Annotated in this window: 25 protein-coding genes; 8 read left to right on the forward strand and 17 right to left on the reverse strand. The window is 59.1% G+C overall.

The features are described 5' to 3' along the window. The first annotated feature begins 39 nt into the window (after window positions 1–39). Window positions 40–1,299, forward strand: a complete 1,260-nt coding sequence (sorA, locus tag AC1RDQ_RS21760) for a SorA family sulfite dehydrogenase catalytic subunit (RefSeq protein WP_057715379.1) — start codon at window positions 40–42, stop codon at window positions 1,297–1,299. A 10-nt stretch (window positions 1,300–1,309) separates the two neighbouring features. Continuing rightward, window positions 1,310–1,969, forward strand: coding sequence for a SorB family sulfite dehydrogenase c-type cytochrome subunit (sorB, locus tag AC1RDQ_RS21765; protein ID WP_492588087.1), 660 nt, complete (start codon window positions 1,310–1,312; stop codon window positions 1,967–1,969). Between the two features lie 76 nt (window positions 1,970–2,045). Here sorB and AC1RDQ_RS21770 read toward each other — a convergent pair whose 3' ends face one another. Both AC1RDQ_RS21770 and AC1RDQ_RS21775 read right to left on the reverse strand, forming a co-directional pair. Beyond that, a complete protein-coding gene (locus AC1RDQ_RS21770; protein WP_090454833.1) occupies window positions 2,046–2,852 on the reverse strand; it encodes a glycosyltransferase family 2 protein in 807 nt (268 codons plus the stop codon). Between the two features lie 95 nt (window positions 2,853–2,947). Beyond that, window positions 2,948–3,574, reverse strand: a complete 627-nt coding sequence (locus tag AC1RDQ_RS21775) for a dihydrofolate reductase family protein (protein WP_492588088.1) — start codon at window positions 3,572–3,574, stop codon at window positions 2,948–2,950. A gap of 267 nt (window positions 3,575–3,841) precedes the next feature. Between AC1RDQ_RS21775 and AC1RDQ_RS21780 the strand changes: the two genes are divergently transcribed. The 4 genes from AC1RDQ_RS21780 (at window position 3,842) to AC1RDQ_RS21795 (ending at window position 7,962) form a co-directional block, all read left to right on the forward strand. Then, window positions 3,842–4,414: a hypothetical protein gene (locus AC1RDQ_RS21780; protein ID WP_492588089.1), complete on the forward strand. Its 573-nt coding sequence runs from the start codon at window positions 3,842–3,844 to the stop codon at window positions 4,412–4,414. A 219-nt stretch (window positions 4,415–4,633) separates the two neighbouring features. Further along, window positions 4,634–5,476 (forward strand): DUF6502 family protein, encoded by an 843-nt coding sequence (locus AC1RDQ_RS21785; RefSeq protein ID WP_492588090.1) that lies wholly within the window; start codon window positions 4,634–4,636, stop codon window positions 5,474–5,476. Continuing rightward, a complete protein-coding gene (locus tag AC1RDQ_RS21790) occupies window positions 5,473–7,110 on the forward strand; it encodes a DUF5666 domain-containing protein (protein ID WP_492588091.1) in 1,638 nt (545 codons plus the stop codon). Before AC1RDQ_RS21785 ends, AC1RDQ_RS21790 begins: the two co-directional genes overlap by 4 nt. Before the next feature lie 102 nt (window positions 7,111–7,212). Further along, on the forward strand, window positions 7,213–7,962 hold the full coding sequence (locus AC1RDQ_RS21795) for a hypothetical protein (RefSeq protein WP_492588092.1): 750 nt from the start codon (window positions 7,213–7,215) through the stop codon (window positions 7,960–7,962). A 92-nt stretch (window positions 7,963–8,054) separates the two neighbouring features. Here AC1RDQ_RS21795 and AC1RDQ_RS21800 read toward each other — a convergent pair whose 3' ends face one another. The 3 genes from AC1RDQ_RS21800 to AC1RDQ_RS21810 form a co-directional block, all read right to left on the reverse strand. Then, window positions 8,055–8,858 carry a 2OG-Fe(II) oxygenase gene (locus tag AC1RDQ_RS21800; protein ID WP_057715371.1) on the reverse strand — a complete coding sequence of 268 codons (804 nt, stop codon included), beginning with the start codon at window positions 8,856–8,858 and terminating at the stop codon, window positions 8,055–8,057. 83 nt (window positions 8,859–8,941) lie between these two features. After that, window positions 8,942–9,751, reverse strand: a complete 810-nt coding sequence (locus tag AC1RDQ_RS21805) for a glycosyltransferase (RefSeq protein ID WP_218498387.1) — start codon at window positions 9,749–9,751, stop codon at window positions 8,942–8,944. Window positions 9,752–10,083: 332 nt separating this feature from the next. Next, window positions 10,084–10,569: an adenosine-specific kinase gene (locus AC1RDQ_RS21810; protein WP_057715369.1), complete on the reverse strand. Its 486-nt coding sequence runs from the start codon at window positions 10,567–10,569 to the stop codon at window positions 10,084–10,086. A 360-nt stretch (window positions 10,570–10,929) separates the two neighbouring features. On the opposite strand from AC1RDQ_RS21810, the gene AC1RDQ_RS21815 reads away from it, so the two are divergent. Further along, window positions 10,930–11,949 carry a hypothetical protein gene (locus AC1RDQ_RS21815; RefSeq protein ID WP_492588166.1) on the forward strand — a complete coding sequence of 340 codons (1,020 nt, stop codon included), beginning with the start codon at window positions 10,930–10,932 and terminating at the stop codon, window positions 11,947–11,949. Between the two features lie 297 nt (window positions 11,950–12,246). On the opposite strand, the gene AC1RDQ_RS21820 is transcribed toward AC1RDQ_RS21815, so the two are convergent. The 11 genes from AC1RDQ_RS21820 to AC1RDQ_RS21870 all read right to left on the reverse strand — a co-directional run bounded on the left by AC1RDQ_RS21820 (window position 12,247) and on the right by AC1RDQ_RS21870 (window position 24,229). Further along, window positions 12,247–12,597 (reverse strand): copper-binding protein, encoded by a 351-nt coding sequence (locus AC1RDQ_RS21820; RefSeq protein WP_090454838.1) that lies wholly within the window; start codon window positions 12,595–12,597, stop codon window positions 12,247–12,249. Next, window positions 12,594–15,752 (reverse strand): efflux RND transporter permease subunit, encoded by a 3,159-nt coding sequence (locus tag AC1RDQ_RS21825; RefSeq protein WP_492588093.1) that lies wholly within the window; start codon window positions 15,750–15,752, stop codon window positions 12,594–12,596. Before AC1RDQ_RS21825 ends, AC1RDQ_RS21820 begins: the two co-directional genes overlap by 4 nt. Further along, a complete protein-coding gene (locus AC1RDQ_RS21830) occupies window positions 15,749–17,233 on the reverse strand; it encodes an efflux RND transporter periplasmic adaptor subunit (RefSeq protein WP_492588094.1) in 1,485 nt (494 codons plus the stop codon). The genes AC1RDQ_RS21825 and AC1RDQ_RS21830 overlap by 4 nt, the downstream gene beginning before the upstream one ends. Next, window positions 17,230–18,486: a TolC family protein gene (locus AC1RDQ_RS21835; RefSeq protein WP_492588095.1), complete on the reverse strand. Its 1,257-nt coding sequence runs from the start codon at window positions 18,484–18,486 to the stop codon at window positions 17,230–17,232. The genes AC1RDQ_RS21830 and AC1RDQ_RS21835 overlap by 4 nt, the downstream gene beginning before the upstream one ends. A 100-nt stretch (window positions 18,487–18,586) precedes the next feature. Next, window positions 18,587–18,928: a hypothetical protein gene (locus tag AC1RDQ_RS21840; protein ID WP_057715362.1), complete on the reverse strand. Its 342-nt coding sequence runs from the start codon at window positions 18,926–18,928 to the stop codon at window positions 18,587–18,589. A gap of 92 nt (window positions 18,929–19,020) precedes the next feature. Then, window positions 19,021–19,929 (reverse strand): MurR/RpiR family transcriptional regulator, encoded by a 909-nt coding sequence (locus tag AC1RDQ_RS21845; RefSeq protein WP_492588096.1) that lies wholly within the window; start codon window positions 19,927–19,929, stop codon window positions 19,021–19,023. 127 nt (window positions 19,930–20,056) lie between these two features. Then, a complete protein-coding gene (locus AC1RDQ_RS21850) occupies window positions 20,057–20,821 on the reverse strand; it encodes an ABC transporter ATP-binding protein (RefSeq protein ID WP_057715360.1) in 765 nt (254 codons plus the stop codon). 18 nt (window positions 20,822–20,839) lie between these two features. Next, complete coding sequence (locus tag AC1RDQ_RS21855) at window positions 20,840–21,952, reverse strand: succinylglutamate desuccinylase/aspartoacylase family protein (protein WP_492588097.1); 1,113 nt, start codon at window positions 21,950–21,952, stop codon at window positions 20,840–20,842. A 9-nt stretch (window positions 21,953–21,961) separates the two neighbouring features. Next, entirely contained in the window at window positions 21,962–22,660 is a 699-nt protein-coding gene (locus AC1RDQ_RS21860) for an ABC transporter permease (RefSeq protein WP_057715358.1), read from the reverse strand. Window positions 22,661–22,672: 12 nt separating this feature from the next. Then, a complete protein-coding gene (locus AC1RDQ_RS21865; protein ID WP_057715357.1) occupies window positions 22,673–23,362 on the reverse strand; it encodes an ABC transporter permease in 690 nt (229 codons plus the stop codon). A gap of 90 nt (window positions 23,363–23,452) precedes the next feature. Further along, window positions 23,453–24,229 (reverse strand): ABC transporter substrate-binding protein, encoded by a 777-nt coding sequence (locus AC1RDQ_RS21870; protein WP_090454844.1) that lies wholly within the window; start codon window positions 24,227–24,229, stop codon window positions 23,453–23,455. A gap of 440 nt (window positions 24,230–24,669) precedes the next feature. Here AC1RDQ_RS21870 and AC1RDQ_RS21875 point away from each other — a divergent pair, with 440 nt between their 5' ends. Next, window positions 24,670–25,440 carry a hypothetical protein gene (locus AC1RDQ_RS21875; protein ID WP_492588098.1) on the forward strand — a complete coding sequence of 257 codons (771 nt, stop codon included), beginning with the start codon at window positions 24,670–24,672 and terminating at the stop codon, window positions 25,438–25,440. A gap of 150 nt (window positions 25,441–25,590) precedes the next feature. On the opposite strand, the gene arsH is transcribed toward AC1RDQ_RS21875, so the two are convergent. Continuing rightward, window positions 25,591–26,286, reverse strand: coding sequence for an arsenical resistance protein ArsH (gene arsH, locus AC1RDQ_RS21880; protein WP_489340404.1), 696 nt, complete (start codon window positions 26,284–26,286; stop codon window positions 25,591–25,593). Window positions 26,287–26,292: the final 6 nt, after the last annotated feature.

A 26,292-nucleotide genomic window follows, 5' to 3' on the forward strand; every position in this document is an offset into this window, starting at 1 on the left:
TCAGTTGCATCTCAATAAAACAATCATAGAGAGCGCAGAATGAAGTTCAGTTTTGTAGACAGCAGCCAGCCGAGCCGCCGGCGGGTTTTACGCGATGCTTTCACTTTGGCTTTGGCGACCTCGCCGTTGGCAAGCCTGGCCAGGGCATCCGACGAATCCGCAGCGGCCAGTGAATCCGTCGAAGACGTGACCTTTGCCGCAGGCCCACGACCGCTGGTGCAATACCCGCAAAAACGCCCGTTGACCCTGGTGACCACTCGGCCGCCGCATCTGGAGACGCCGTTCCCGGTCTTCAACGAAGGACCGATCACGCCCAATGACGCCTTTTTCGTGCGTTACCACCTGGCCAATTTCCCGACCAGCATCGATCCGGACAGCTACCGCCTGACGATCAAGGGCTCGGTTGACACGCCGCTGTCGCTTTCCCTTGCCGAGCTCAAGGCCCTTGCCGCCCCGGTGGAAGTGGTGGCCGTCAATCAGTGTTCGGGTAACAGTCGTGGCTTCTCGATGCCTCGCGTGTTCGGTGCTCAGTTGGGCAATGGCTCCATGGGCAATGCGCGCTGGGTAGGGGTACCACTCAAGGCGGTATTGGAAAAGGCCGGTGTGAAAGCCGAGGCCCGGCAAGTGACTTTCCGTGGGCTCGATAAGCCGGTGTTGCCAAGCACGCCGGAGTTCATCAAGGCGCTGGACATCAGTCATGCCATGGACGGCGAGCCCATGATCGCGTGGTCGATGAATGGCACCGACCTGCCATTTCTCAACGGATACCCGATTCGTCTGGTGGTGCCAGGCTACTTCGGCACCTACTGGGTCAAGCACCTGAGTGAGATCGAAGTCGTCGACCATACCTACGACGGTTTCTTCATGGCCAAGGGTTACCGGGTTCCGGATAACGATTGCTTCTGTATTGCCCCAGGCACCACGGCGGCGAAAACCCAGCCGATTTCCAGATTGCCGGTCCGCAGTTTCATCACCAGTGTTAAACACGGCGATGTATTGCCGCTGAACAAAAGCGTGGTGCTCAAGGGCATCGCGTTCGACGGTGGCGTTGGGGTCAACAAGGTGGAGGTGTCGATCGACGGCGGAAAAACCTGGCGTGAATCCACGCTCGGGCAGGACCTTGGCCGTTACTCCTTCCGTGAGTGGACGCTGCCGATCACCTTTACCGGCAAGGGCGCCACACCGTTGATGGTGCGGGCCAGCAACAGTGCCGGCGAGACGCAACCGCTGCAGGCCGACTGGAATCCCGCTGGCTACCGCCGCCACGTCGTCGAAACCACCCACGTGACCGTCGCCTGAGGAGGGCCGCATGAAACTTGTGAAATGCATGACCGCCTTGCTCTGCGCGGCTCAGGTTTGTCTGGCCACCCTGGCTGTCGCCGCGCCGCTGTCCATTACGCTGCCGCCTGAAACGGCTGTGTTCAAGCCCAGCACGATGCCTGGCTACGCTTTGGCGCAGCAGAAGTGTTCCGTCTGCCATTCGGCCGATTACATCAACTTCCAGCCGCCTGGTATGAGCCTGGCGCAGTGGACCGCTGAAGCGGGCAAGATGCAGCACGTGTACGGCGCTCCGATCAGCGACCGGGATGTGAGTGTTATCGGCGCTTACCTGGCTGTGACCTACGGCAGTGCGAAGGTCAATGATGCCGATGTTCTGGCGGCTTCGAACGCCCCGGTGGCCCAGCTCCCGGTGGTGGCTGGGGCTGGGGCTGGGGCAAAAGTCGACGCCAAGGCTTTGCTGCAGAACAATGCCTGTCTGTCCTGCCACGCGACCGATCACAAGGTGGTAGGCCCGGCCTACCGCGATGTGGCGGCCAAATATGCCAAGGACCCGCAGGCAATGGACAGGCTTATGTCCAGCATCCAGCACGGCGGCAGCGGGAAGTGGGGGGATGTGCCCATGCCGCCTTTCGCGCAGTTGAGCCCGGACGACCTGAAAAGCCTGGCGACTTTTATCCTGCAACAGTGAGCCAGTATTAGCTTGATGCGAAAAGCCCACTGAACCGGCGACGGTCAGTGGGCTTTTTTTGCGGGCGCGGGTTTGTTCAAGATATCGAGGAGTGGGTTGCACTGAAGCGCTTGAGAATGTCCTGGTACATTTTCGTCCGTCGATGACCTTGGCCATATCCGCCCGCAGCAGCGACGGTGCCAGACTGGACGTGGTCCAGGTACTTGAAGATTTTGCCGGGCGAAAGGAACACGACTTTGTAGCCAAGCCTGATCACGCGGTCTTGCAGCTCATAACCGGGCACACGGTCATCGATCTGAAAATGCAAACCCTGCTGCTTCATCAGCCTGCCATTCCATAGCGTGCAAAAGCTTTTCAAGTGGGTTTCCTTGTAGGGCTTCGGATCCTTCGAGCGCAGGCCGAGCGATTGCTTCAGGCGTCGGTAGTGGTGCTTGATCAGGCGTGAAGTGAAGCGCCAAACGGTCCTTGGCAGTCCGCGGTTGAGTTGCTCCGTGCAACCGACCGCGATGACGTTTTGATCCTTGGTGCAGTGGTCCATCATCATCGCAAAGACGTTTGCATCGAAGACGAACGTGTCGGTGTGCATCAGGAACAGGTAGTCGGTATTGACCCTGGCCAGCGCCATGTCCAGCGCTTTGCCATGGGCGATGTGCCCCGGTTCTTTGGTGGGGGCATCGCGTTCGATCAGGTTGATCCAGTCGAGCGAGCGCAAATACTCGACGCTGGCGTCCGCCGAACCGTTATCGACCACCCAGACCGCAATGCCTGATTTTTGGACATGCTCCTGCAACAGTTCCAGGCAGATCCTGGTGAGCTCCGGGGTTTTGTAATTAACCAGAACGATGCTGAATGGTGGCTTGGCGTTTGTATCGACACGACCCATCTTCGAAATGCTCGACGACTCAAAAGAGTCGAAGACTAAAGGGGCAACCTTAGCTCAAGCTTAATTTCACCTGGGCGACACGACGCTGGCTATCGCTACCTGACGCCTTCGAATGAACCTGTACGCACTTCGCCACTGCGGATGTAGCGGGCGATCAGCACACCCCTGGGTGAACTGATCGAATTCACCAGGGTGAAGGCTGACGCTTGTGCGTTGTCGTCGAACAGGCGCTTGCCGCGCCCCAGCAGGATGGGATGAATCATCAGCCGCAACTCGTCCACCAGGCCGGCGGCAAGCAGTTGGCGCACCAGATCGCCGCTGCCTTGGGTCAGTAGCTGAGGACCGTCCTGGCGTTTAAGCGCGTTGATCGCGTCAACAAGGTTGCCCTTCAGCGCATGACTGTTGTGCCAGGCCAGCGAGTCGGCGCGATGGGTGGCCACATGCTTGGGGACGGCGTTGAACAGGTCAGCGATGGTGTGATGGGTTGAATCGGCCTGAATGTTCGGCCAATAGGCGGCGAAGATGTCGTAGGTGCGACGCCCCAGCAGCAACTCGAATGGCTGTGAAAACAGGTCCATTACGGCCTGGCCGGTGGTTTTGTCGGCGTAGGGCACGATCCAGCCACCGAAGCGGAATCCGCTACTGCAATCCTCTTCAGGCCCGCCAGGCGCTTGCATGACGCCGTCCAGACTCACGAATGCGGCAACGGTCAGTGTGCGCATGCTCTTCTCCTGATTCATTCCGGTTTAAGCGTTTAGACAGGGAAGTCTGCAATTCCTTGAGACCGCTCCCTGAAAGGTAGTCGAACCAGACGCTGTGAAATCGACAACAAAGTGCGCGGCCCATATACGACGAAGGTCATATGGTGGTCTGTGCAGGTGCGTGTTAGCGAGGATTTGTCTTGAAGGTGCAATTGCAAATTTGTATCATTCGGTTTCAATTCAGCGAAGCAGGGAACGCAGCGCCAAAACAATAATAAGGTCAAGGCAATGCTCAAAATGCTTCTCGTGTACGGTCATCTGCTCGCTACGTGTATTGCCCTGGGGAGGGTGTTGCAGGCGGATCACAAGCTTTGGAGTTGGCGCAAGGAAGTACTGGACCAGGCGAGGCTTGAATACCTCGAAGAAACTCAGAAGATCGTCAGCCTTGCACTGGTGGCCCTTTGGGCAAGTGGACTGTTGCTGGTGCTTCAGGGTTACCTCAATGAAGGCGACGCGTATCTGCTCAATCAGAAACTCTGGGCCAAGGTGACGGTCGTCGCGCTGCTGAGCCTCAACGGTGCACTCTTGCATCGAGTCGGCTTCCCGCTGCTGCAAAAGGCTCCATTCGTCGCACTGCGCAGTGCAGGCCGCACGCGGCTCGCCTTGTTGGGTGCGCTTTCCATGAGCGGTTGGCTATTCGCCGCTTTCCTGGGCGTGGCTCGAGCCTGGAATCACGTGTTGCCTTACCTGCATGTGATGGGCGCATTCGCCGCATTCTCGTTGCTGGCCTGTTGCGTGGCACTGGCAGTTGCCGGCAGGGCGGGCAGTGTCGGTGCGCAAAAATCCTCGGTACCGGGGTAGCGATCAGCACGGCGTATTTCATACCTGTAAATTCGGGTCAGCTTCATTGCGCGGGAAAAGTTCCCGCGCATGAAATTCAGGCGAAGCTGTAAGTCTGACGAATTGCTCCCAAGCTGCTCCCGGATAGCAACGGGTATTGCGTTGGCACGGCTCTCGGTAAATTCATGGGATTATTTCCCACGCGGCTATACTGGGGTTATCTACCCAGGAATTCGCTGAATGCAATCGTCAACGCTGCCCACCTCGCTCCTCAAAGCCTTGCGGCATGTCATGCAGCCGCTGGTGCGCCTGATGCTGCGCAAAGGCGTCACCTACCTGGTGTTTGCCGACCTGCTCAAGGAGGTTTTCGTCGAAGTGGCGGACCGTGAGTTCCGCCTGGGCGAGAAGGCACCGACCGACAGCCGCATCAGTCTGCTCACCGGTGTGCACCGCAAGGATGTACGGCGCTTGCGCAATACCGCTGATCCGGCTGCTTCCACGCTTCCGGAAAACATCACGTTCGGTGCGCAATTGGTCAACGCCTGGGCCAGCGCGCCCTTCTGCAACGACGCCGGCCAGCCACTGCCGTTGCCTCGATTGGCCAGTGTCGGCGGCGACCGCTCCTTTGACGCCTTGGTGGCGAAGGTCAGTACCGATATCAGGGCGCGGGTGGTGTTGGACGAGTGGCTGCGCCTGGGGGTCGTGCGCCTTGACGAACAAGAGCGCGTGCACCTTGAAGCCCAGGCCTTCGTGCCGCAAAAGGGCTTCGATGAGAAAGCGGCTTATCTGGGGCACAATCTGCACGATCATGCCTGCGCTGCGGTTCACAACCTGAGCAGCGAAGCCCCGTCCTTTTTTGAACGCAGCGTCCACTATGACGCACTGGCCCCGATGAGCGTCGAGGCGTTACGCGAGGCCGTGGCCAGCGAGGGAATGCAGGCCCTGTTGAGCTTCAACCGATTCGCCGCCGAACTGGAGTCCCGGGACCTGCCCAGCCTTGAACCGCGCCAGCGCATCACAGTCGGCTTGTACTTCTACACTGAAGCTTCCGATCCCAATTCGCCAACAGCCCCTGAACCATGACCGTCAAATTGCGCCTGATTCGTGCAGTCGCCCTCGTTCTGGGCCTCGGGCTTGCAAGTGTGTTGCAAGCCGCCCCAGCCTGTGTCAGCCAGAATGATGCGGGCACCAGCGAAGTGCCGGTCATCGAGGCACCTGGTGGCACCGGCGGCACGGGCGCAGCACCTGGCGGCATGGGCGGTACCGGCATCGACACCGACAACGGCGGGATTGGTGGTACCGGCGCACCACTGAAAAAGAGCCCTGGCGGCATTGGCGGCACCGGTGCCGTTGCAGGCGGAGTGGGTGGCACGGGCATCAGCAACGATAACGGAGGAATCGGTGGCACCGGCATTGTCGGCACCATCACCGGGTTCGCCTCGATCTGCGTCAATGGTGTGGAAGTGCACTTCAACAAAAACGTTCCTGTCAGCGAGAACGGCATCGCCAGCTCCAGTGCCCGCCTGGCGGTAGGCCAAGTGGTTGCCGTGGAGGCGTTCAACTCCCGGCGCGGTCTGGAGGCCGGGCGCATTTCTATCCTGCACGCCTACGAAGGCCCTTTGACAGCCCTGCCGCGCGACTCCATGCCGATGCGCGTCATGGGGCAACCGGTACGCCTGGCCAACGGTGCCCAGGTCGCTGCCGGCCTGCGTCCGGGGGATCCCGTGCGGGTCAGCGGGCTGCGCGATGCTCGTGGCGAAGTGGTGGCCAGCCGCATCGACCGGGCGCCCGGCCTCAAGGAGGCCAGTGCCATCGGCCCGGTGGATCGCAGTGGCTATCTCCAGGGGCTCAAGCTCAGCAATCACCCAGGCCCGGCGCAGGAAATGCTGGTGCGCGGCCATTGGTCCGGCCGCGAGCTGGACGTGAACCAAAGCCGCCCCGATCCGAGCCTGCCTTTCATTGGCCGGGCACACAATGCGGTGATCGAGGGCCTGGTACAGATCCGGCAGGACCGCCATTTGGTGGTGGGCGGCATTAATGTGACGCTGGCGCACGACACCGTGTTTGTCGGTGTGCAGGCTTCGGAGCTGGCGCTGGATCGACGGGTGCGGATCAACGGCGTGTTCACCGGCGCGCGGGAGGTGCAGGCAACGCGTATTGAATTGCCCCGCGATCGCTCCGATTCGCCAGCGAGCAACCGGCACGGACGACACGGCGCCAGCGAGCAAGACACCGACGACTCAAGTGGCTCGGGCAACTCGATCGACTCAAGCGGCTCCGACAACTCCGGCAACTCTGACAGCTCGGGGAGTTCAGGGAGCTCGGGCGGTGACAGGAGCGGCCGCTCCGAGAGCGAAGGCCGCGTTGTCGACGATACTCGCCACGGGGGGAGTGACAGCCATGGCGGTGGCGACAAGATTGAACGCGTGGACATGGACATGGACGTGGACGTGGACGTGGACAAGTCCGGCAAGTCAGAGCGAGTCGAGAGGGTCGAGCAATCCGGCAAAATCGAGAAAGTGGAGAGGGTAGAGAAGGTAGAGAAGGTAGAGAAGGTAGAGAAGGTGGAGAAAGTCGAACGTCCGGAGAAAGTCGAGAAAGTTGATCGGCCAGAAAAGGTTGAGAAGATAGACAAAGTTGATCGGCCAGAAAAAGTTGAGAAGGTCGAAAAAGTCGAGCCGGTTGAAAAAGTCGATCGCTCTGGCAAGTCGGGTTAAGCAGTGCAGTCATGATGCACTTTCGTCATAAGTAACTAGGCTGGGTAAGTCACGCAACAAAACATGCGTGTGAACTTCGATGACGTCAGACACGAGGTGAACATGGATCCCAAGAGCATCCTGCTCGTCGGTTGGCTTGCCAGCCTGGCCTTGCCGACCTTGGCCGATACCTTTACGACCTCGATCGGAACCGACTACTCACGAGGCGACTATGGCACCGGTACGACTTCCGAAACATGGTACGTCCCGCTGGTGGGCAGATATGAAACCGGCCCCATGACCTACAAGCTCACCGTGCCCTGGCTACGCATCACCAATCCTTCGGTCGGCCCTGACGGCGAGCCGCTGCCCGGCGGCTGCGGCAAGGTGGAAAGCGGTCTGGGCGACACCGTTGCCGGTGCTGACTATGCCGTGCTGGACGGCAGCGTTGGCGGGCTGTTCGTGGACCTGATCGGCAAGGTCAAGTTGCCCACCGCCGACGAAGACGAGTGCCTGGGCACCGGCAAAACCGACTATTCCGGCCAGGTCGATGTTGCCAAAGCCTTCGGTCCTGTGACCGGGTTTGCGACCCTGGGCTGGAAAAAGTTCGGCGACCCGTCGGGCTCCGACTTCGACAACCCGATATTCGCCGGCCTGGGCTTTGCCATGCCCGTGTTCGTGCGTACCACGGCGGGCGTGTCCTACGACTGGCGGCAGAAGGTCGTTTCCACGGGTGACGAAATCAAGGAACTGACGCTCTTCCTCACGCACAAGCTCAATCAGGAATGGAAGTTTCAGTTGTATGCCGTCAAGGGTTTTTCCGACGCCAGCCCGGACGGCGAGGCCGGGCTGTTGCTCAGCCACGCTTTCTGATTCCTGGCCATTGCCTGTCAGGTAACTTCCAGCATTGATGCGTTTCACCGCCTCGACTCAGGTCCTTGCCTCACTCCCGGGCGTTTTGCAGTTCAGTTTTTCTTCTTGATCAGTTTATTGATGTAGTACTTCAGGCTCAAACGATCCTTGGGCCTTGGTTTGTAGTGGGTTTTGTTTCTTTGTGCCGGATCGATCGCCATGGTTCCCGCGGTGTAGTAATAAAGCGCAATAGACCTGCGGGTGATGTGTTCCGGAGTCGTTAAAGGCTCCGGGTGCCCATGATTGCTGTCCTTGTCTGTGTTGAAAATGACACAGCGATTGTAAATGGGCAGGACTTTTTTAAGGCAGGTCTTCATGCCGACATCCCAAAGTTCCAGGTTGCCGCCGTATTCCTCTTGCCAGTCTTCATTCAGATAAATGATGATGTTCAGTCTGCGTTCAACATTAAGTTTTTTGTTGAGCCGGAAGTCCGAGTGCACCCCCAGGAAACCACCGCTTTTCGTTTCGTGCAGGCCGCCACCGGTAAAGTAGGGGTCGGGTATCAAGCCTTCGATGCCTGTGAGCTTTTCAAGAAACTGCAACATGGGGGCCGAGTTAAAGGCGTTGAAAACAGTCTTCAAATAGGGGTCGCATTCATTGGGACTGATTTGACGTTTCCGTTGACCTTTATAGCCGCGCTCGTAGAGCATTTCGTTGTTGGTTGGCTCGACCGGGAAATGCGAGCAGATGCTCGCAATCAGGTCTTCGTGCAAGAAGTTGTCGATGACTATGTGCGGAAATGGCGTAGCCTGAACATAGCTATCGGTCAATGAGGCACCAAAGGCGCTGGCGGCATTCTGGTCGAAATCAAGCTCCGGGGACAGGGTGATAGGTAGTGCCTGAGTGATGGGTGCCATTACCGCTCCAATGACCTGATATAAAAACCTGTGGGTGACTTCATGCAGCGTTGAATGCACTGCTCGTTGCGTCTATTCGCAACTCAATTTGTTCTGTCGTCCTTGTTCAGACGCTTAAGGATGTTGTTGTACATTTTGGTTCGTCTATGATTTTTAGCATAGCCGCCAACCGCTGCAACAGTGCCGGACTGAATGTGATCCAGATAGCTGAAAATTTTACGCGGTGATAGCATTTCAACGGCATAACCCAGTTCGGTCATGCGGTCCTGAAGCGTATAGCCTGGCACGCGATCATCCATCGAAAAGTGCATGTTGTGCTGTTTTACAAGTTTGCAGTTCCACAATGTGCAGAAACTTTTCAAGTAGACTTCTTTGTACGGCTTTGGTTCTCTGGAGCGCAATCCCATGGAGATTTTCAGGCGTCTGAAGTGATGCTTGAATAGTCGTGAGCTATAGCGCCAGACAGTTCTGGCGGTGCCGCGGTTAATTTGCTCGACACAACCGACGGCCACGACTTTTGGGTTTTTCAAGCATTTATTCAGCATCATCGGAAAAACATTCTTGTCGAAAACAAATGTATCGGTGTGCATCAGGAATAAATAATCGGTGTCAATACGCTCGAGAACCAGGTCAAGTGCCTTGCCATGGGCAATATGGCCTGCTTCTGGTTCAGAAACAGAGCGTTCAATCAAATTGATCCAGTCAAGCGTTCGTAAGTACTCAGTGCTCTCATCGGCGGAATAGTTGTCAACCACCCATACCGGGACGCTGTTGCTGCCAAAATGCTGGTGTAATAAGTCCAGGCATATCTTGGTGATTTCAGGTGTTTTGTAATTTACTATAACTACGCTGAAGGTTTTGGAGTTTTCAGTCAGTAAGTCAGGGTTGTTCATCGTTCAGGTGCTCAATGTTATTCTATTTAATTGTATGAATTAATTTGTATACAATTTTTTCTTGTTCGCCGCGCAAAAACTTGCATGGCCATAGAGCACAATTTGTTAAGTCGCTTTGTCATGCATAATAACCACGGGCTGCTCAGACCCGATGGAGAGCGGTAGAAGCGGACTTCATCGTATAAGGATCTGCTCTGCAGGTAAACATTTTGACTTGATTCGTTACATCAGGAGGCTGGCCGGGCCAGCATCCCGGGACGGTGTGAACTGCTCTTGCGCAAGGCATTCAGGTAATTTGTAACGTCATGTGGTGCGCCAGCACGTTCTGCAATTCACTGCTTGTAGCCAATCTGCCGCAACAGGTTCTTGCGCCAAAGGATGTCTTCATCGCCTTCGATGTCATTGGCACAAAAGCCATCCACTACGCCAAGGATCGCTCGCCCTTGCTGCGTCTCAGCGAGAATCACTTCGGTTGGATTGGCTGTTGCACAAAAAATACGGCATACCTCTGGAACCATTTTGATGGTGTTCAACACGTTCAGCGGATAGAAACCGTCGCCCAGGAAAATGATGAAGCTATGGCCGGCGGCGATGGCTTTCGCATTTTTCTGTGCAAGTTCAATCATTGAGCTATCGGTGCCAGACCATCTCACCAGGCATTGACCAGAGGCTTCACAAAAGGCCACGCCAAACTGGATACCTGGCACGGTATTGACCAGCGCTTCGTGGATGTCCTCGACGGACTTGATGAAGTGCGTCTGGCCCAGAATGAAGTTCGTCGCATCCGGCTTTTCGATTTTCAACGTGATGAGTTGCATCTCAAACGCCTCCTTTCACGATGTTGCCAGGAGAGCCTGGCCACAAACCAAAGCATAGCTACTCATTGGTTATTGCTGCGTCCTCTGTCTGTTTTTGGCCAATTGCTCAACGCGTGCCTTGGACCTGATATGTGGTCGTTGACACTTGGGCTGAGGGTACTAATCTAAGATGTGTGGGAATATTTCCCACGCATAGATACCAGCTGGCTTTGAGGGACCGTACGGATACCGCAGTGGCTCGCTATTGCTGCAGATTGATGGCCGTGCCGGTTGGCGGGCCGCTCCAATGGGCGGCCGGGAACTCACTGGACATTGCGTTCGATACGGAGGTGAAAACGCAACTCCAATCGGAGGTGCATCATGCTGCTCAAGAAATGTTTGTTGGCTCTGGCAATAGGCGGGGTACTGTCGGCATCGACTGTCCTGGTGCCCGATTACATCAGTAGTTTCTCCAGCGTGTATGCCAAAGATGGCGGCAGCGGCGGTGGTGGTAGCGGCGGAGGCGGTGGCGGTCACGGCGGTGGCGGCGGTTCCGGAGGCGGTGGTCACGGTGGTGGCGGTGGCTCCGGAGGCGGCGGTCACGGTGGTGGCGGTGGCTCTGGAGGCGGCGGTCACGGTGGTGACGGCGGCGGTGGCGGAGGCGGCCATGGTGGCGGCAGCGGCAGCGGCGGTGGCTCCGGCAGTGGAGGCTCCGGAGGCGGTGGTCACGGTGGTGACGGCGGTGGCGGTCATGGAGGAGAGGGTGGCGGTCATGGTGGTGACGGCCACGACGGTGACGGTCGTGGAGGCCCGGGACGCGGCGACGCTGACCATGGTGGTATAGCCGGGAACAAAGGCCCGGGCAATGCGCGTGACAACGACAACGCCAAAGACAATGATAACGATGCCGCAGATGCTGCCAGGGACGCGGCCAGGGCTGATGCCAATGCAGCCCGGGACGCTGCTCGGGCTGATGCAGATGCAGCCCGGGATGCGGCAAAAGCGACTGCGGACGCCGCCCGTGACGCCGCCAGAGCTGAGGCGGATGCAGCCCGGGATGCCGCAAGAGCTGCTGGCTTATCGCGCGCAGAAGCGGATGCAGCCAGAGACGCTGCCCGGGCCGCTGCGGATGCAGCCAGGGACGCTGCCAAGGCCGAGGCAGATGCAGCCAGAGATGCTGCTCGGGCTACTGCGGATGCCGCCAGGGACGCAGCCAAAGCCGAGGCGAACGCAGCCAGAGAGGCTGCCAAAGCTGAGGCGAGGGATGTAGCGGACGCCCCGGATGCACCGGATGCGCCGGATGCTCCAGACGCACCGGATGCACTGGATGCACCGGATGCTCCAGACGCACCAGATGCACCGGACGCGCCGGATTTCGACACGGCTGAGGTGCGGAACTAGGCCTGCATGTTCGGCATTGAACACTGCAGGCATCCCGTAGATTACGTCCCGGGAGTTTGAAGGACGTATCGGCAATGAGTCGCAAGTCCTGAAGAATCTCGGGGCTTGCGACTTTTTTTCGAAATCTGTTGCAGGTCCGAAACACTGACGAGGATGACGCAAGAGGAGACGGAACTGGGCGGGTAAGCAATTGCCAGCCGTTCAAAATCCCCCGAACCCTCCGTTTTTCCTGAACCAGCCGATTTAACGGGTTAGTCCGGCACGACAATATGTGCCGGACACTTCCACCACCGGAATTTACTTGTTAATCGACACGATCGAGGCGCTGTTACCCTCTAGCCGGAAGGAAAACGATACCCGGTCTCCAGGCGCCAACCCTGACAACTGATCTTGCGTCACGGAAAACGCCATCGTCATCGGTGGCCATTGCAGGGCGGGAACGGCGCCGTGGGAGATGGTCACCGTATGCTTCGCAGTATCGATAGCCTTGATCGTGCCTTCGGCATTGGATACCGGAGCCTGTTTTGTTTCCTGCTTCATCGGCATGCCTTCCATGCCGTCCATTTTCATGCCCGGCATGTCCTGCGCGTGGGCAGAAAGTGAAAGCGCGAATAGGGTGCTTGCGACTGCGGTCAGGGTGAGTTTCATATGACTTTACCTTGAGGTGTGGTAGGTACAGGCAGGAGGTGCCGGCGGCGCATCAATCGATAGGCTGCCGGAATGACAAACAGGGACAGCAAGGGGGCCGTGACCATGCCGCCGACCATGGGCGCGGCGATACGGCTCATCACCTCACTACCGGTTCCGCTGCCCAACAGAATGGGCAGCAGACCGGCAATGATGACGGCAACGGTCATGGCCTTGGGTCGAACGCGCTGCACAGCGCCTTCACGAATCGCCGCCACCAGCCCGCGTTCAGTGCTGTCACCGAGGTCTTCTCGTTCGGCCCAGGCGTTTTTCAGGTAGAGCAACATAATCACGCCGAACTCGGCAGAAACGCCGGCCAAGGCGATGAAGCCGACCCCCGTGGCGACCGACAGGTTGAAGCCCAACAGATAGAGAAACCATGCCCCCCCAGTCAGTGCGAATGGCAGAGTGGCCATGATCAGCAGGGCCTCATCGAATCGGGCAAAAGTCAGGTAGAGCAACACGAAGATGATCAGCAGCGTGGCAGGCACCACCAGTTTGAGTCGTGCGTTGGCCCTTTCGAGAAACTCGAACTGTCCCGAGTAACTGAGGCTCATGCCTGGCTGCAACCTGACCTGTTCATTGACGACCCGACGAAGATCGGCAATCACCGAGGCAATATCCCTGCCTCGAACATCGATGTACACCCAGCCTGAAGGCCGTGCGTTCTCGCTCTTGAGCATCGGTGGGCCGTCACTGACCTTGACCTTCGCCACTGTGCCAAGGGTGATCTGACTACCCAGCGGGGTGTAGATCGGCAGTCGTTCCAGGGCGCCGAGCGAGTCGCGCCACTCCCGTGGGTAACGTACGTTGATCGGGAAACGTGCCAGACCTTCAATGGTCTCCCCGACATTTTCACCACCGATGGCACCGGCCACGATGGACTGCACATCGGCGATGTTCAGCCCGTAACGAGCAGCAGCCTTGCGGTCGATATCCACATCGATGTAGCGGCCACCGGTCAGCCGCTCGGCCAGGGCCGAACTGACACCGGGCACGTCCTTGGCCACTCGCTCGACCGTCTGGGTGACCGCATCGATTTCCGCCAGATTGGAGCCGGAAACCTTCACACCGATCGGGCTCTTTATACCCGTCGCCAGCATGTCGATACGGTTACGAATCGGCGGTATCCAGATGTTGGTCAAACCGGGAACGCGCACCACGCGATCCAGTTCCTCCACCAGTTTTTCCTGAGTCATGCCTGCACGCCATTGCTCATGTGGTTTGAACTGGATGGTGGTTTCGAACATTTCCAGCGGTGCCGGGTCGGTAGCGGTTTCGGCACGACCGGCTTTACCGAAGACGTGTTCGACCTCTGGTACGGTCTTGATCAACCGGTCGGTCTGTTGCAGCAGTTGCGCCGCTTTCTGCGCCGACAATCCCGGCAGGGCAGAAGGCATATAGAGCAGGTCGCCCTCGTCCAGCGGGGGGAGAAACTCGCCACCCAGGCGAGACATTGGCCATAGCGCACTGACAAAAACCAACAGCGCGACCAGTAGCGTGATCTTTGGGCGGCGCAAGACCGCGTCCAGGGCCGGCTGATAGATTCGAATCAACCACCGGTTCAACGGATTCTGTTGTTCACTGGGAATTCGCCCCCGAATCCAGTAGCCCATCAGCACCGGCACCAGGGTCACTGACAATCCCGCCGCTGCGGCCATGGCATAGGTCTTGGTGAAAGCCAAAGGGCCGAACAGCCGTCCTTCCTGAGCTTGCAGCGTGAACACCGGAATGAACGACAGGGTGATGATCAGCAGACAGAAGAAAAGCGCCGGGCCTACCTCCACCGCTGCTTCGGTCATTACATGCCAATGACGCTCGCCCTTCAATTCCTCCCCTGGATTGGCTACGTGCCAGGCCTCAATCTTTTTGTGGGCGTTCTCGATCATCACCACGGCGGCATCGACCATGGCGCCGATGGCGATGGCAATCCCGCCCAAGGACATGATGTTGGCGTTGATGCCTTGGTAGCGCATGACGACGAAGGCAGCAAGCACCCCCACCGGCAGCGAAATGATCGCCACCAGCGATGAGCGCAAGTGCCAGAGAAAGATCCCGCAGACCAACGCGACGACGATGAACTCTTCGATCAGTTTGTGGCTGAGGTTTTCCACCGCGCGGTCGATCAGCTTGCTGCGGTCGTAGGTGGTGACGATTTCCACCCCGGCCGGCAGACTGCTTTTCAGTTCGTCGAGTTTGGTCTTGACCGCTGCAATGGTCTGGCGAGCGTTCTTGCCGCTGCGCAAAATCACCACGCCGCCGACGGTCTCGCCTTCGCCGTCGAGTTCGGTGATGCCACGGCGCATTTCCGGTCCCAATTGGATCGTGGCAACATCGCCAAGGGTCACCGGAACACCGCCCGAACCCAGCTTGAGCGGGATTGCCCGAAAGTCATTGAGCGTTTTCAAGTAGCCGGACGCGCGCACAATGAACTCGGTCTCTGCCATCTCCAGCACCGCGCCACCGGTTTCCTGATTGGCCTTGCCGATAGCGTCGGTCACCTCAGCCTGAGTGATGCCGAAGCTGGCCAGTTTCAGCGGGTCCAGCTGCACCTGGTACTGTTTGACCATGCCACCCACCGTGGCCACTTCCGCCACGTTGGGCAGGGTCTTGAGTTCGAACTTGAGAAACCAGTCCTGAAGCGCGCGCAGTTGCGTCAGGTCGTGTCCACCACTGCGATCCACCAGTGCGTACTGGTAGATCCAGCCCACTCCCGTCGCATCCGGCCCCAACGCCGGCTTGGCGCTGGCCGGCAACCGGCTTTGTACCTGGCTCAGGTACTCCAACACCCTCGAGCGAGCCCAGTACAAGTCCGTACCGTCTTCGAACAGCACGTAAACGAAGCTGTCGCCGAAGAAGGAGTAACCACGCACGGTTCTGGCGCCCGGTACCGAGAGCATGGTAGTGGCCAACGGATAGGTCACCTGATTCTCGACAATCTGCGGCGCTTGTCCTGCATAAGGGGTGCGGATGATCACCTGCACATCCGAGAGATCTGGCAGTGCATCAATGGGTGTGCTCTGCACCGTCCAGATACCCCAAGCCGTGACGAACAACGTCGCCAGTAGTACCAGGAACCGGTTGGCCACTGACCAACGAATGAGGGCAGCGATCATGGCTGGCTCCCCGATTTGGCCAGGCGCTCGACACGCAAGCCATCGTCGGTCTGGCTCACCGCGACCCGAACCTTGTCACCCGCCTTGAGGCCCTGCATCAGTGCCGGGCTGGCGAGCGGGAAAGTCATCGTCATGCCAGGCATGCCCAGCGTCTTGAAAGGACCGTGGGCGAGCGTAACTTCTTTGTCGTTGATCTCAACGATCTGCCCATCCGCCTCATGCAAACTGGCGGCTGTTCCACTGGCGGGTGACTCTTGCTCCGAGGTAGCAACAATGCCCTTGAGACTGGCCTCGGAATCGAGGAGGAACTGGCCAGACGTAACCACCTTCCAGCCTTCTTCCAGACCTTTCAAAATCTCCGTCTTGCCATCGCTTTCCTGCCCGGGTTGCACCTCCACCGGGCGGTAGCGGCCGGCGTCTTCGGCGAGCATTACCAGGGCGCGTCGGCCAGTGCGGATAACCGCCTCACTAGGCACCCACAACACACTGTGTCCGGTCGAGTGGTTGAGGCGGACCTGCGCTGTCAAACCTGGTCTCAGGCGTCCGTCGGGATTGGGTAACTCGACACGTACGCGAAGGGTGCGGCTGTCCGGATTGGTCTCGGGCAAAATCGCGCTGACCTTGCCATTGAACATTGTCCCCGGGAAGGCGGGCAGTCGCGCTTCGACAGCCTGCCCCACGGTGATGGCTCCGGCATCCGATTCCGGAACGGCCACAGCGAGCCAGACACGGCTCAAGCCATTGACGCGTGCCAGAGTCTCGCCAGCCGCGACGGTCATACCCGCACGTACGTTCAACTCTTGCAGCACGCCGCTGATGGGGCTGGTGATCGTCAGGTTCGGCTGGACTTTGCCACTGCGCTCTACCTGGGTGATCAGCGCCGCCGGCATCCCTGTGAGCCGCAGTCGCTGGCGGGCCGCAGCCAACAGGTCGGCATCAGCGTTGCGCTTGAGGGCAAGGAACTCTGTCTGGGCGGCCGCCCACTCCGGCACCAGGATATCCGCCAGTGCCGCATTGGCTTTGAGCAGGTCGCCTGGAGCATGGGCATAGACTCGCTCCACGAAGCCGGCTGTACGTGCCTGTATCACCGCCACATCACGTTCGTTGAATGCCAGGACACCTGTCACATCGAGGCTGGAGTCAAAGACTCCACGGGTGACGGTCGCAAAACGCAGACCAAGATTCTGGGTCAGACCCGGATCGATGCTCACGGTCGCACGATCCTCGTCACCGCTGGCGTACCGGGGAACCAGTTGCATGTCCATGAAGGGGGACTTGCCCGGTTTATCGAACTTTTGCTGCGGGTACATGGGGTCGTACCAATACAGAGCCTTGCGTTCGTCCGGCGAATTGAGTTTCTGCTCCCGGGCGGTAACAGGTACCGCGCTCATGCGCGGGTGAGCGAACCAGTAGCCACCGGCAACACCCAATGCCAGCGAGATGCCAACCAGCAATGCTCCGTTCCATTTTTCAAGGATCATTGGCCGGACTCCCCATAAGCAAAATACAGACGCGCACTGGTCAGCGCTCGCTGCTCCTCCACGTCGATCTGTTTGAGTCGGGCTTCGATGAGTTCGCGTCGGGCGGCGACAACGGCGTTTAAATCGCCTGTGCCGGCACGGTAGCTGGCCATGCTGAGTTCGACCTTTTCCCTGGCCAGCGGCAGCAGGCTTTCCTGGTTGCGGGTTACCGCACGATTGAGGCGCTCATAGTCAGCCAGTTCGTTTTCCAGTTGCTGAGTGTGCTCCCGTGACAGGTCTTCGCGCTCAGCTTCAAGCTGGCTGAGTTCAGCCTGTTTGGCTGCGATTTTGGGGTTTTGCCGGGAGTCAGGAAACAGTGGCAAGTCCCAGGACAATTGCACACTGACCATGTCACCGAACTGGCGATCGCGATGTTGATAGTCGAGCTCCCAACTCCAGTCTGACTTTTTCTCCGACTCGGCTTCACGAACCTTCGCTTGCGCTTCGCGGGTCATCGGCGCAAACGCTGCCAACTCGGGGTGGTGTTGCAGTTTATGGGCGTAGCTCGAGGAATCGACAGGCCACTGCGGCAAGCTGCCCACAGGCTTGTCGTTGGCGGCGGAGCCAATCCAGCGTTTGAGGGCCGATCGGGCCTGCGCTCTCTGGAGCACCAGATCGTCCTGCTGCTCCGCCAGTCGAGCCGCTTCTTGCCTGGGCGTCACCGCATCGGCGGGTTGAGCGCGACCACCGGCAATCCGGGCCCGGACGGTATCGGTCAGCAGGCGGTTTTCTTTGTAGAGGTCCTGGAACAGCGCATCTTTGCGCTCGACTGAGTAGCTGTTGATCCAGGCCACTGCCGTGGACTGGCGTACGTTCAGTCGTGCAACCCGACGCTCGGCGGCAGCGCGATCAACGGCGGCGTTGGCGACCTCGATGCGAGCTTTGCGTTTGTCACCGTTGGGCATCTCTTGCCTGACCCCGACCATTTGCATGGTCATGAAGTCGTCGTTGATGCTCCAGCGATCCGGGCCGCCGATGGGGTAGTTCTGCACACCTGCCAGCAACTTGGGGTCAGGTAATTCACCCGCTGGAATAGCCGCACTGCTGGCAGCCTGAATCTTTGCATCTTGTGCAGCCAGCGACGGCGCATTGTTTTCAGCCAGGCGCAGCGCTTCATCGAGGGTCAGCGTGGCAGCGAAGCTCGGCAATGCCAGTACGCTTGCCGCCAGACCGGCCACGAGGGACCAGCCTGTGCAATAGCACTTGGAGTTCATGTTTACGATTCCTGTGATCATCCACTGCACGCGTCAAAAAGACATGCGCACAGCCAGTCCATCCCGCTAATACGGAATGAGGCTCAATGTTGGGCAGGAATCAAACGCGAGGCGGTCGCCATACCCCGGACGGGGTTTGTACGGGCATGGAATCACTGAAGAAGGAAACCACTACGGGGCTGAACACGGTTACAGGAGGCTTGAGGATCGAGACTTGCAGCATACCGCCTGTCTTGCATTCCTGGCCCGGCTTGCAGGGCTTGCCATGCTCTGTCGGGCTTTTCATGTCGTTGCAGCAGTCCATTCCCATGTCATCCATCATCGCCATGCCCATCGTCTTCATCGGGCACGGTTCTGTGGGCGCCTGGACACCCGCCATCCCGCTGAGGGGAAGCACCAGGCTAATCACGAAAATGAGGCAAAACCGCAGGTAGCGTTTCATGGGCTGGAGTGTAGAGGCTGAAATGGACTCTTTCAATTGGATGAATGTTCTCACAGCCTGCCGGCAAGAAGCGGGCGCTGGATTTCCATCGCTCACTTTTTCGCTGGTTTACCGCTGGCAGGGATGTGCAGGTACGACATCACGCTTTCAGTCAGTTCGGTTGCCAGTTTGACCGCTTCTTTATTGCGTGCCATCACGCCGGCGACCAAGCCTTCGATCAAGGCCAGTACGGCGATGTTGGAACTGGTCAGCACCGGGTGATCGCAAGGCGCAAACAGCGTGTGCTCGGCAATGCCGGTGAGCGGCGAGGCGGGTGAGTCGGTAATTGCCAGCACTGATGCGCCACGTTCATTGGCGAAGCGTGCCAGTTGCAGGGTGTCGAGGGAGTAGCGTGGCAGGGAGATCGCCAGCAGCACGTCCTGGTCGGTGATGGCGGCCAGACGGTAAGCGGCGTTTTCGTTACCGCCCTCCATGCTGATGGCAGTGGCGTCCGCACAAAAGGGCATCAGGGTCGAGGCGGCGAGACCGGCGAAGTAGACACTGTTGCCAAAGCCCAGAATGTAGATTTTGCGCGCTTTGGTCAGGCGAGTGACGAAGGCTTCAAAGGTGTCGGCGTGGTTGTTGCTCGCCGCGGTGGCCAGGTTGCTGCTGGCGCTCTGGAGTTGCTCATGCAGACCAAACGCGCCGCCCGGGCGATGGGCAAGTTCGTTGCGCAGTTTGTCGACCGGCGACACCATCTGCTGCAACGTTGTGACCAGTTCGGCCTTCATGCCGCTGTAGCCACCGAGATTCAGCGCTTTGGCCAGACGGTTGACGGCGGCGGGTGAGGTCAATGTTTCGTGAGCCATCTCCTCGATCGTCAGCGTCGCGGCTTTGAGCGGGTGACGCAGGATAAAGTCCGCGACCTTGCGCAATGACGGCGGCAGTTCGGAAACGATTTCCGTCAGTTTGCGCATGACCGGCGCGGCATAGACTGTGGTGTCTTTCGATGGGGTGGGCATATCCGGCTCAACATTTCCTGAAGGTGAGAGAAGGGCTGTGCCTGATGCCCTGACAAGGTTGGCTGGAGTGTATCCGAAGCCAACCTTGTCAGGGCAGCGCCGAGCAGTCGATGGCTAGGCGGCGGTCTTACTTCAAGCTCCCGGCCAGAAACTGCCGGAGGCGTTCGGACTGCGGGTTGACCAGCACTTCGCGCGGGTCGCCGCGCTCTTCGACAACGCCCTTGTGCAGGAACACCAGTTGGTTCGAAACCTCGCGGGCAAAGCCCATTTCGTGAGTCACCACCACCATGGTGCGGCCTTCCTGCGCCAGATCCTGCATGACTTTAAGCACTTCGCCGACCAGTTCGGGGTCGAGCGCCGAAGTCGGCTCATCAAACAGCATCACTTGCGGTTCCATCGCCAGTGCGCGGGCAATGGCCACGCGCTGCTGCTCGCCACCGGACATATGCGCCGGCCAGGCGTTCATGCGGTGCGCCACACCGACTTTGTTCAGGTAGTGCTCGGCCTTTTCCCGTGCCTCTTTCTTGCCCAGGCCCAGCACATGCACCGGGGCTTCCATGACGTTTTCCAGAGCGCTCATGTGTGACCAGAGGTTGAAGTGTTGAAATACCATCGATAGCTGCGAACGCATGCGTTGCAACTGCCTGGGTTCGGCCGCCTTCAGCCCGCCAAGCTTGTTGGCCACCAGCTTGAGCGGTTCGCCATTGAGCACGATATTGCCCGCATTGGGTTGCTCCAACAGGTTGATGCAGCGCAGGAACGTACTTTTGCCAGAGCCGCTGGAGCCGATGATGCTGATCACGTCACCGGCCTGTGCTTGCAGGGACACGCCGTTGAGCACCTGGTGCGCGCCGTAACTTTTATGCAGGTCCTGAACTTCAAGTTTGTACATGGTTTGAACTCTCTGGAATCAGTCGCTGAGCAAGCGACCCTGGCGAATGGGGGTAGAACCGGCAACTTTGGCCAGCCACAATCCAGGCTGGGCAAAGCGCAACCGTTCGCGGGCATAGAGAATGCCGTCGGTGCTGGCGCTCACCACGCTATGGCGGTCGGTCAGCGGGTCGATGACCTCGAACAGCGGATCGCCGACCTTGACCTGCGCGCCCAGCGGTTGCAGAAAACTCACCACACCGGGATGGGGCGCACAGGCGTACTGCGCACCGGCGAATGGCACGGCCTGGCAATGGCTCGGCGGTGCCGCTGGCCAGTCACCGCTGATCAGGCCTTGTTCGGCGAGATACCCGAGAATGGCTTGTGCACTGTCGACGCATTGCTCGCGTTCGGTGTCTGCCATGCCACGCAATTCAATGGTGGTGGCCACGCACGCCAGGGGAATGTTGGCTTGGGGAAACAGCTCGGCCAGGCGTAGCCATGCAATGGCGCAGGCTTCGTCGAAGGCGCTGCCGCCCGCATCCTCGGCCAATAACGTGACCCCGGCACCGAGGCGAGCGGCCAATGACTGCAGGCGTGGCCAGTTTTGCGGCATCGCATACAACAACATGATCGATTCGAAATCGCAGTGCAGGTCCAGCACCACATCGGCGTCGCAGGCATGCTGCAGCAACAGGCGGCGCAGGCCGTCGAGTTCCGAGGTCGGTGCCGGCATGGCGGTGAGGGCATCGCCCATGGCGCGGCGTATGAGTGCGATGTTGGCGTCGGCATCGCTTCCCAATCGGCCCTCCAGCAGTGGTGCAACGGCATCGACCAACTCCGGGAAGTCGCGATTGAAGTTCTTGCCGCTGGAGAACTCGAAGCGCCCCTGATGGGTGGCCTGGAACATCTGGGCGATACCGATCGGATTGGCCATTGGCACCAACTCGATCACCCCGGTCAGGCGGCCTTGTGTTTCCAGTTCCAGAAGACGGCGCTTGAGCTCGACGGCGACGCGCATCCCTGGCAATTCGTCGGCATGCAATGACGCCTGGATGTACGCTTTGCGTGCTCCACTGCCAAAACGAAACAGTGACAGTGTTCGTTCGGTGCCCGAGGCACTCCACGGCAACAGGTATTGAATGTGCTCCATAGCAGCTCCTTAGTGCTTGCGCGGTGCCAGATACGCCAGCCAATGGCGCTCGGCCAGCTTGAACAGGCGCACCAGAATGAAGGTCAGGGCGAGGTAGAAGAGGCCGGCGGTGATAAACGCCTCGAACGGCAGATAGAACCGTGAGCTGACAGTACGCGCGGCCCCGGTGATGTCGACGAGGGTGACGATGGAGGCCAGGCTGGTGGTTTGCAGCATCATCAGCACCTCGTTGCTGTACTGCGGCAATGCCCGGCGCAAGGCCGACGGCATGAGAATGCGGCGATACAGGGTCAGGCGTGACATACCCATGGCCCTGGCGGCTTCGATCTCGCCATGGGGGGTGGATTTCAAACTGCCGGCCAGCAGCTCTGCGCTATAGGCACTGGTGTTGATCGCGAAGGCCAGGCAGGCGCAAAAGGTGGCGCTGGAGAGGTAAGGCCAGAGCGCGCTTTGGCGCACTGCTTCGAACTGCGCCAGGCCGTAATAGATCAGGAACAATTGCACCAGCATCGGCGTGCCGCGAATCACGTAGGTATAGAGCCAGGCCGGGAAGTTGATCAGCGGTGATCGCGACACCCGCATCAACGCCAGTGGAATCGCCAATACCAGACCCAGGGCCAGGGAAATAAGCAGGACTTTGAGGGTCAACAAGGCGCCATTGAAGTACAGCGGCAGGTTTTCCCAAATCAGGTTGTAGTCGAGAATCATGGGCCGCTCCCCTCACAATTCGGCGGCTTTGATGCCGACCGAGTAGTGTTTTTCCAGATAGCGCAGCACCAGCAATGACAGGCTGGTGAGCATCAGATACAGCGCCGCCACCGCGAGGAAAAACGTGAATGGCTCGTGTGTGGCATCCGCTGCGTTCTTGGCTTTGAACATCATGTCCTGCAAGCCGATCACCGAAATCAGCGCGGTGGATTTGGTCAGTACCAGCCAATTGTTGGTGAACCCGGGAATGGCGAAACGAATCATCTGCGGTACCAGAATTCGCCAGAACACCTGCGCACCGCCCATGCCATAGGCCACGCCGGCCTCGGCCTGACCTTTGGGGATTGCCATGAAGGCGCCGCGAAAGGTTTCCGAGAGGTAGGCGCCAAAAATGAAGCCCATGGTGCAGACGCCGGCGATAAAGGGGTTGATGTCGATATAGCGGGTGTAACCGAGTGCCAGGGCAATGCGGTTCACCAGATCCTGGCCGCCGTAGAAGATCAGCAGGATCAGCACCAGGTCTGGAATGCCGCGAATCAGGGTGGTGTAACTTTCCCCGAGCAGGGCCAGCCATTTGAGCGGTGACAGGCGAAAGGCCGCGCCGACCAGGCCCAGGGCAATCGCCAGGGACATGGATGTCAGGGCCAGGTTTATGGTCAGCCAGGCGCCATCGAGAATGCTCGATCCGTAGCCGTGAAGCATGATGAAGTTCCTCAAGCGAGCGCCGCGAGGCGCGCAAGACAAGCCCGAATCGGCGCCTGCAATAGGCCGGCACCGGGGCAGGGGTAAGGCTTACTCGCCGTAGATATCGAACGCGAAGTACCTGGCCATCACTTGCTGGTACTTGCCATTGGCGCGAATGGCGTCGATCGCGGCACTCAGGCGCGCAACGTTGGCACTGTCGCCTTTGCGCACGGCGATCCCGGCGCCACGGCCAAAATACTTCGGGTCGTTGATGTCGGGCCCTGTGAGGGTGAAGCCCTGGCCAGCCGGTGTTTTGATGAAGCTCTCATCGGTGTTGACGATGTCGGCGAGGGTGGCGTCCAGACGACCCGAGGCGAGATCGAGAAAGGCTTCATTTTGTGAGGAGTAGCGCACCACGACGACGCCGGCTTTTTCCAGTTGCTCGGTGGCAAAACGATCGTAAGTCGAGGAGCGTTGCACGCCGACTTTCTTGCCCTTGAGGTCCACCAAAGGATCATTGATCACGTTGCCGGCCTTCATCGCGAACTTGCCCGGTGTGTGGTAGTACTTTTTGCTGAAGTCCACGGACTTCATTCGGTCTTCGGTGATTGACATCGACGACAGCACGGCATCGATCTTGCGCACTTTGAGCGACGGGATCATGCCGTCGAACTCCTGAATGACCCACTCGCACTTGACCTTCATTTCTTCGCACAAGGCGTTGCCGATGTCGTAATCGAACCCGCTGACGTTGCCCTCCGGTGTCTTGAAGGAGAAGGGTGGGTAGGCGGCTTCGATACCGATACGCAGGCTGTCTTCGTCGGCATGTGCCAGGAAGCTGAAAGCGCATAGCGCCAGAGCACCTAGAAGTTCTGTCTTGTTCATATTGTTGACTCCTTGGAAGGCATTTGGGGGAAACGGGTGCCCGCCATCCAGGTTGGCGTGGTGGATCAGTCCTGTGATCGGCGAGCCTATAAATGACACAATAAAATTCTATATGCAAATAAACTGAAAATAAACATATCAGTTTTGATCGCGACGATGCTCCATTGGGCCCGGTAGACGTTTTTGCTCAACCCATGGGTAAGCCCTGATGCTCATTTTTTGAACTCGGGCTGAAAGCACTTATCCAAAAAATATGGGAATGTTTCCCACGCAACGATGCCAACTGGCTTTCAGGGATCGTGCGGATACCGCAGTAGCTCGTTCATGCTGCAGATTGATGGCCGTGCCGGTTGGCCGGCTGCTCCAACGGGCGGCCGGGAACTCACTGGACATTGCGTTCGATACGGAGATGGGTACGCAACTCCATGCGGAGGTGCATCATGCTGCTCAAGAAATGTTTATTGGCTCTGGCAATCGGCGGAGTCCTGTCGGCTTCGACTGTCCTGGTGCCCGATTACATCGGTAGTTTCTCCAGCGCGTATGCCAAGGATGGCGGCAGCGGTGGAGGCGGTGGAGGCGGTGGAGGTCACGGCGGTGGCGGTGGCGGTGGCTCTGGTGGCTCCGGCGGTCACGGTGCCGGCGGCCACGGAGGAGAGGGTGGCGATCATGGTGCTGCAGGCCATGACGGTGACGGTCATGGAGGTCCGGGGCGCGGCGATGCTGACCATGGTGGTGTAGCCGGGAACAAAGGCCCGGGCAATGCCCATGACAACGATGCCGCCGATGCAGCCAGGGACGCTGCCAGAGCTGATGCCAATGCAGCCCGGGACACCGCCAGAGCGACTGCGGATACCGCCCGTGATGCGGCAAAAGCCACTGCCGATGCCGCACGGGATGCCGCCAGGGCTGAAGCAGATGCCGCCCGGGATGCCGCAAGAGCGGCTGGCGTACCGCGCGCAGAAGCGGATGCAGCCAGGGACGCTGCCCGGGCCACTGCAGATGCAGCGAGGGACGCCGCCAAGGCTGAAGCAGATGCCGCCAGGGATGCTGCCCGGGCTACCGCGGATGCAGCCAGGGACGCCGCCAAAGCCGAGGCGAACGCAGCCAGAGAAGCTGCCAAAGTTGAGGCGAAAGACGCCCGAGAGGATGTGGCGGACGCCCCGGATGCCCCGGACGAACCGGATTTCGACGCGGTTGAGGTAGAGAACTAGACCTGCACGTTCGGCAATGAACACGGCAGGCATACCGTAGAAAACGTCCCGGGAGCTTGAGGGACATATCGGCAAAGAGTCGCAAGCCCCGAAGCATCGTGGGGTTTGCGACTTGTTTCGGCTATCGAGCCAAGGCGAACATTTCTACAGTCAGATCGACCGCTGATTCACGCGCTGACTCAGTTCCTGCGCGGACTCTTTGCGTTCCGAGTAGCGGTCAACCAGATCGGGGCGATCCCGTAGCAGCAGGGTAAATTTCACCAGTTCCTCCATGACGTCCACCACCCTGTCGTACAACGACGAGGGTTTCATGCGATTGGTGTCGTCAAACTCCAGAAAAGCCTTTGGCACGGAGGATTGATTGGGGATGGTGAACATGCGCATCCAGCGCCCCAGCACACGAAGCTGATTCACCACATTGAAGGACTGGGAGCCGCCGCAGACTTGCATGACCGCGAGGGTTTTCCCTTGGGTTGGGCGAACCGCCCCCAACGCCAACGGCACCCAGTCGATTTGCGCCTTGAACACCGCAGACATGGAGCCGTGGCGCTCTGGCGAGCACCAGACCTGTCCTTCGGACCATTGCATCAGTTCGAGCAGCTCCTGGACTTTCGGGTGATCGGAGGGCGCGTCGTCCGGTAGCGGCAGGCCTGATGGGTTGAAGATCCGTGTCTCGGCACCGAAGTGTTCGAGCAACCGGGCTGCTTCCTCGACCAGCAGGCGACTGAACGACCGCGCACGAGTCGAACCGTATAGCAACAGGATACGCGGTTTGTGCTGGTCGTCGCGTCCACTGGCGATGGGCTGGGTCAGTGATGTGTCGAGATTGGGCAGGGGATGGGTCATGGGGGC

The sequence above is a fragment of the Pseudomonas sp. GW823-FHT02E01 genome, from assembly GCF_058797535.1.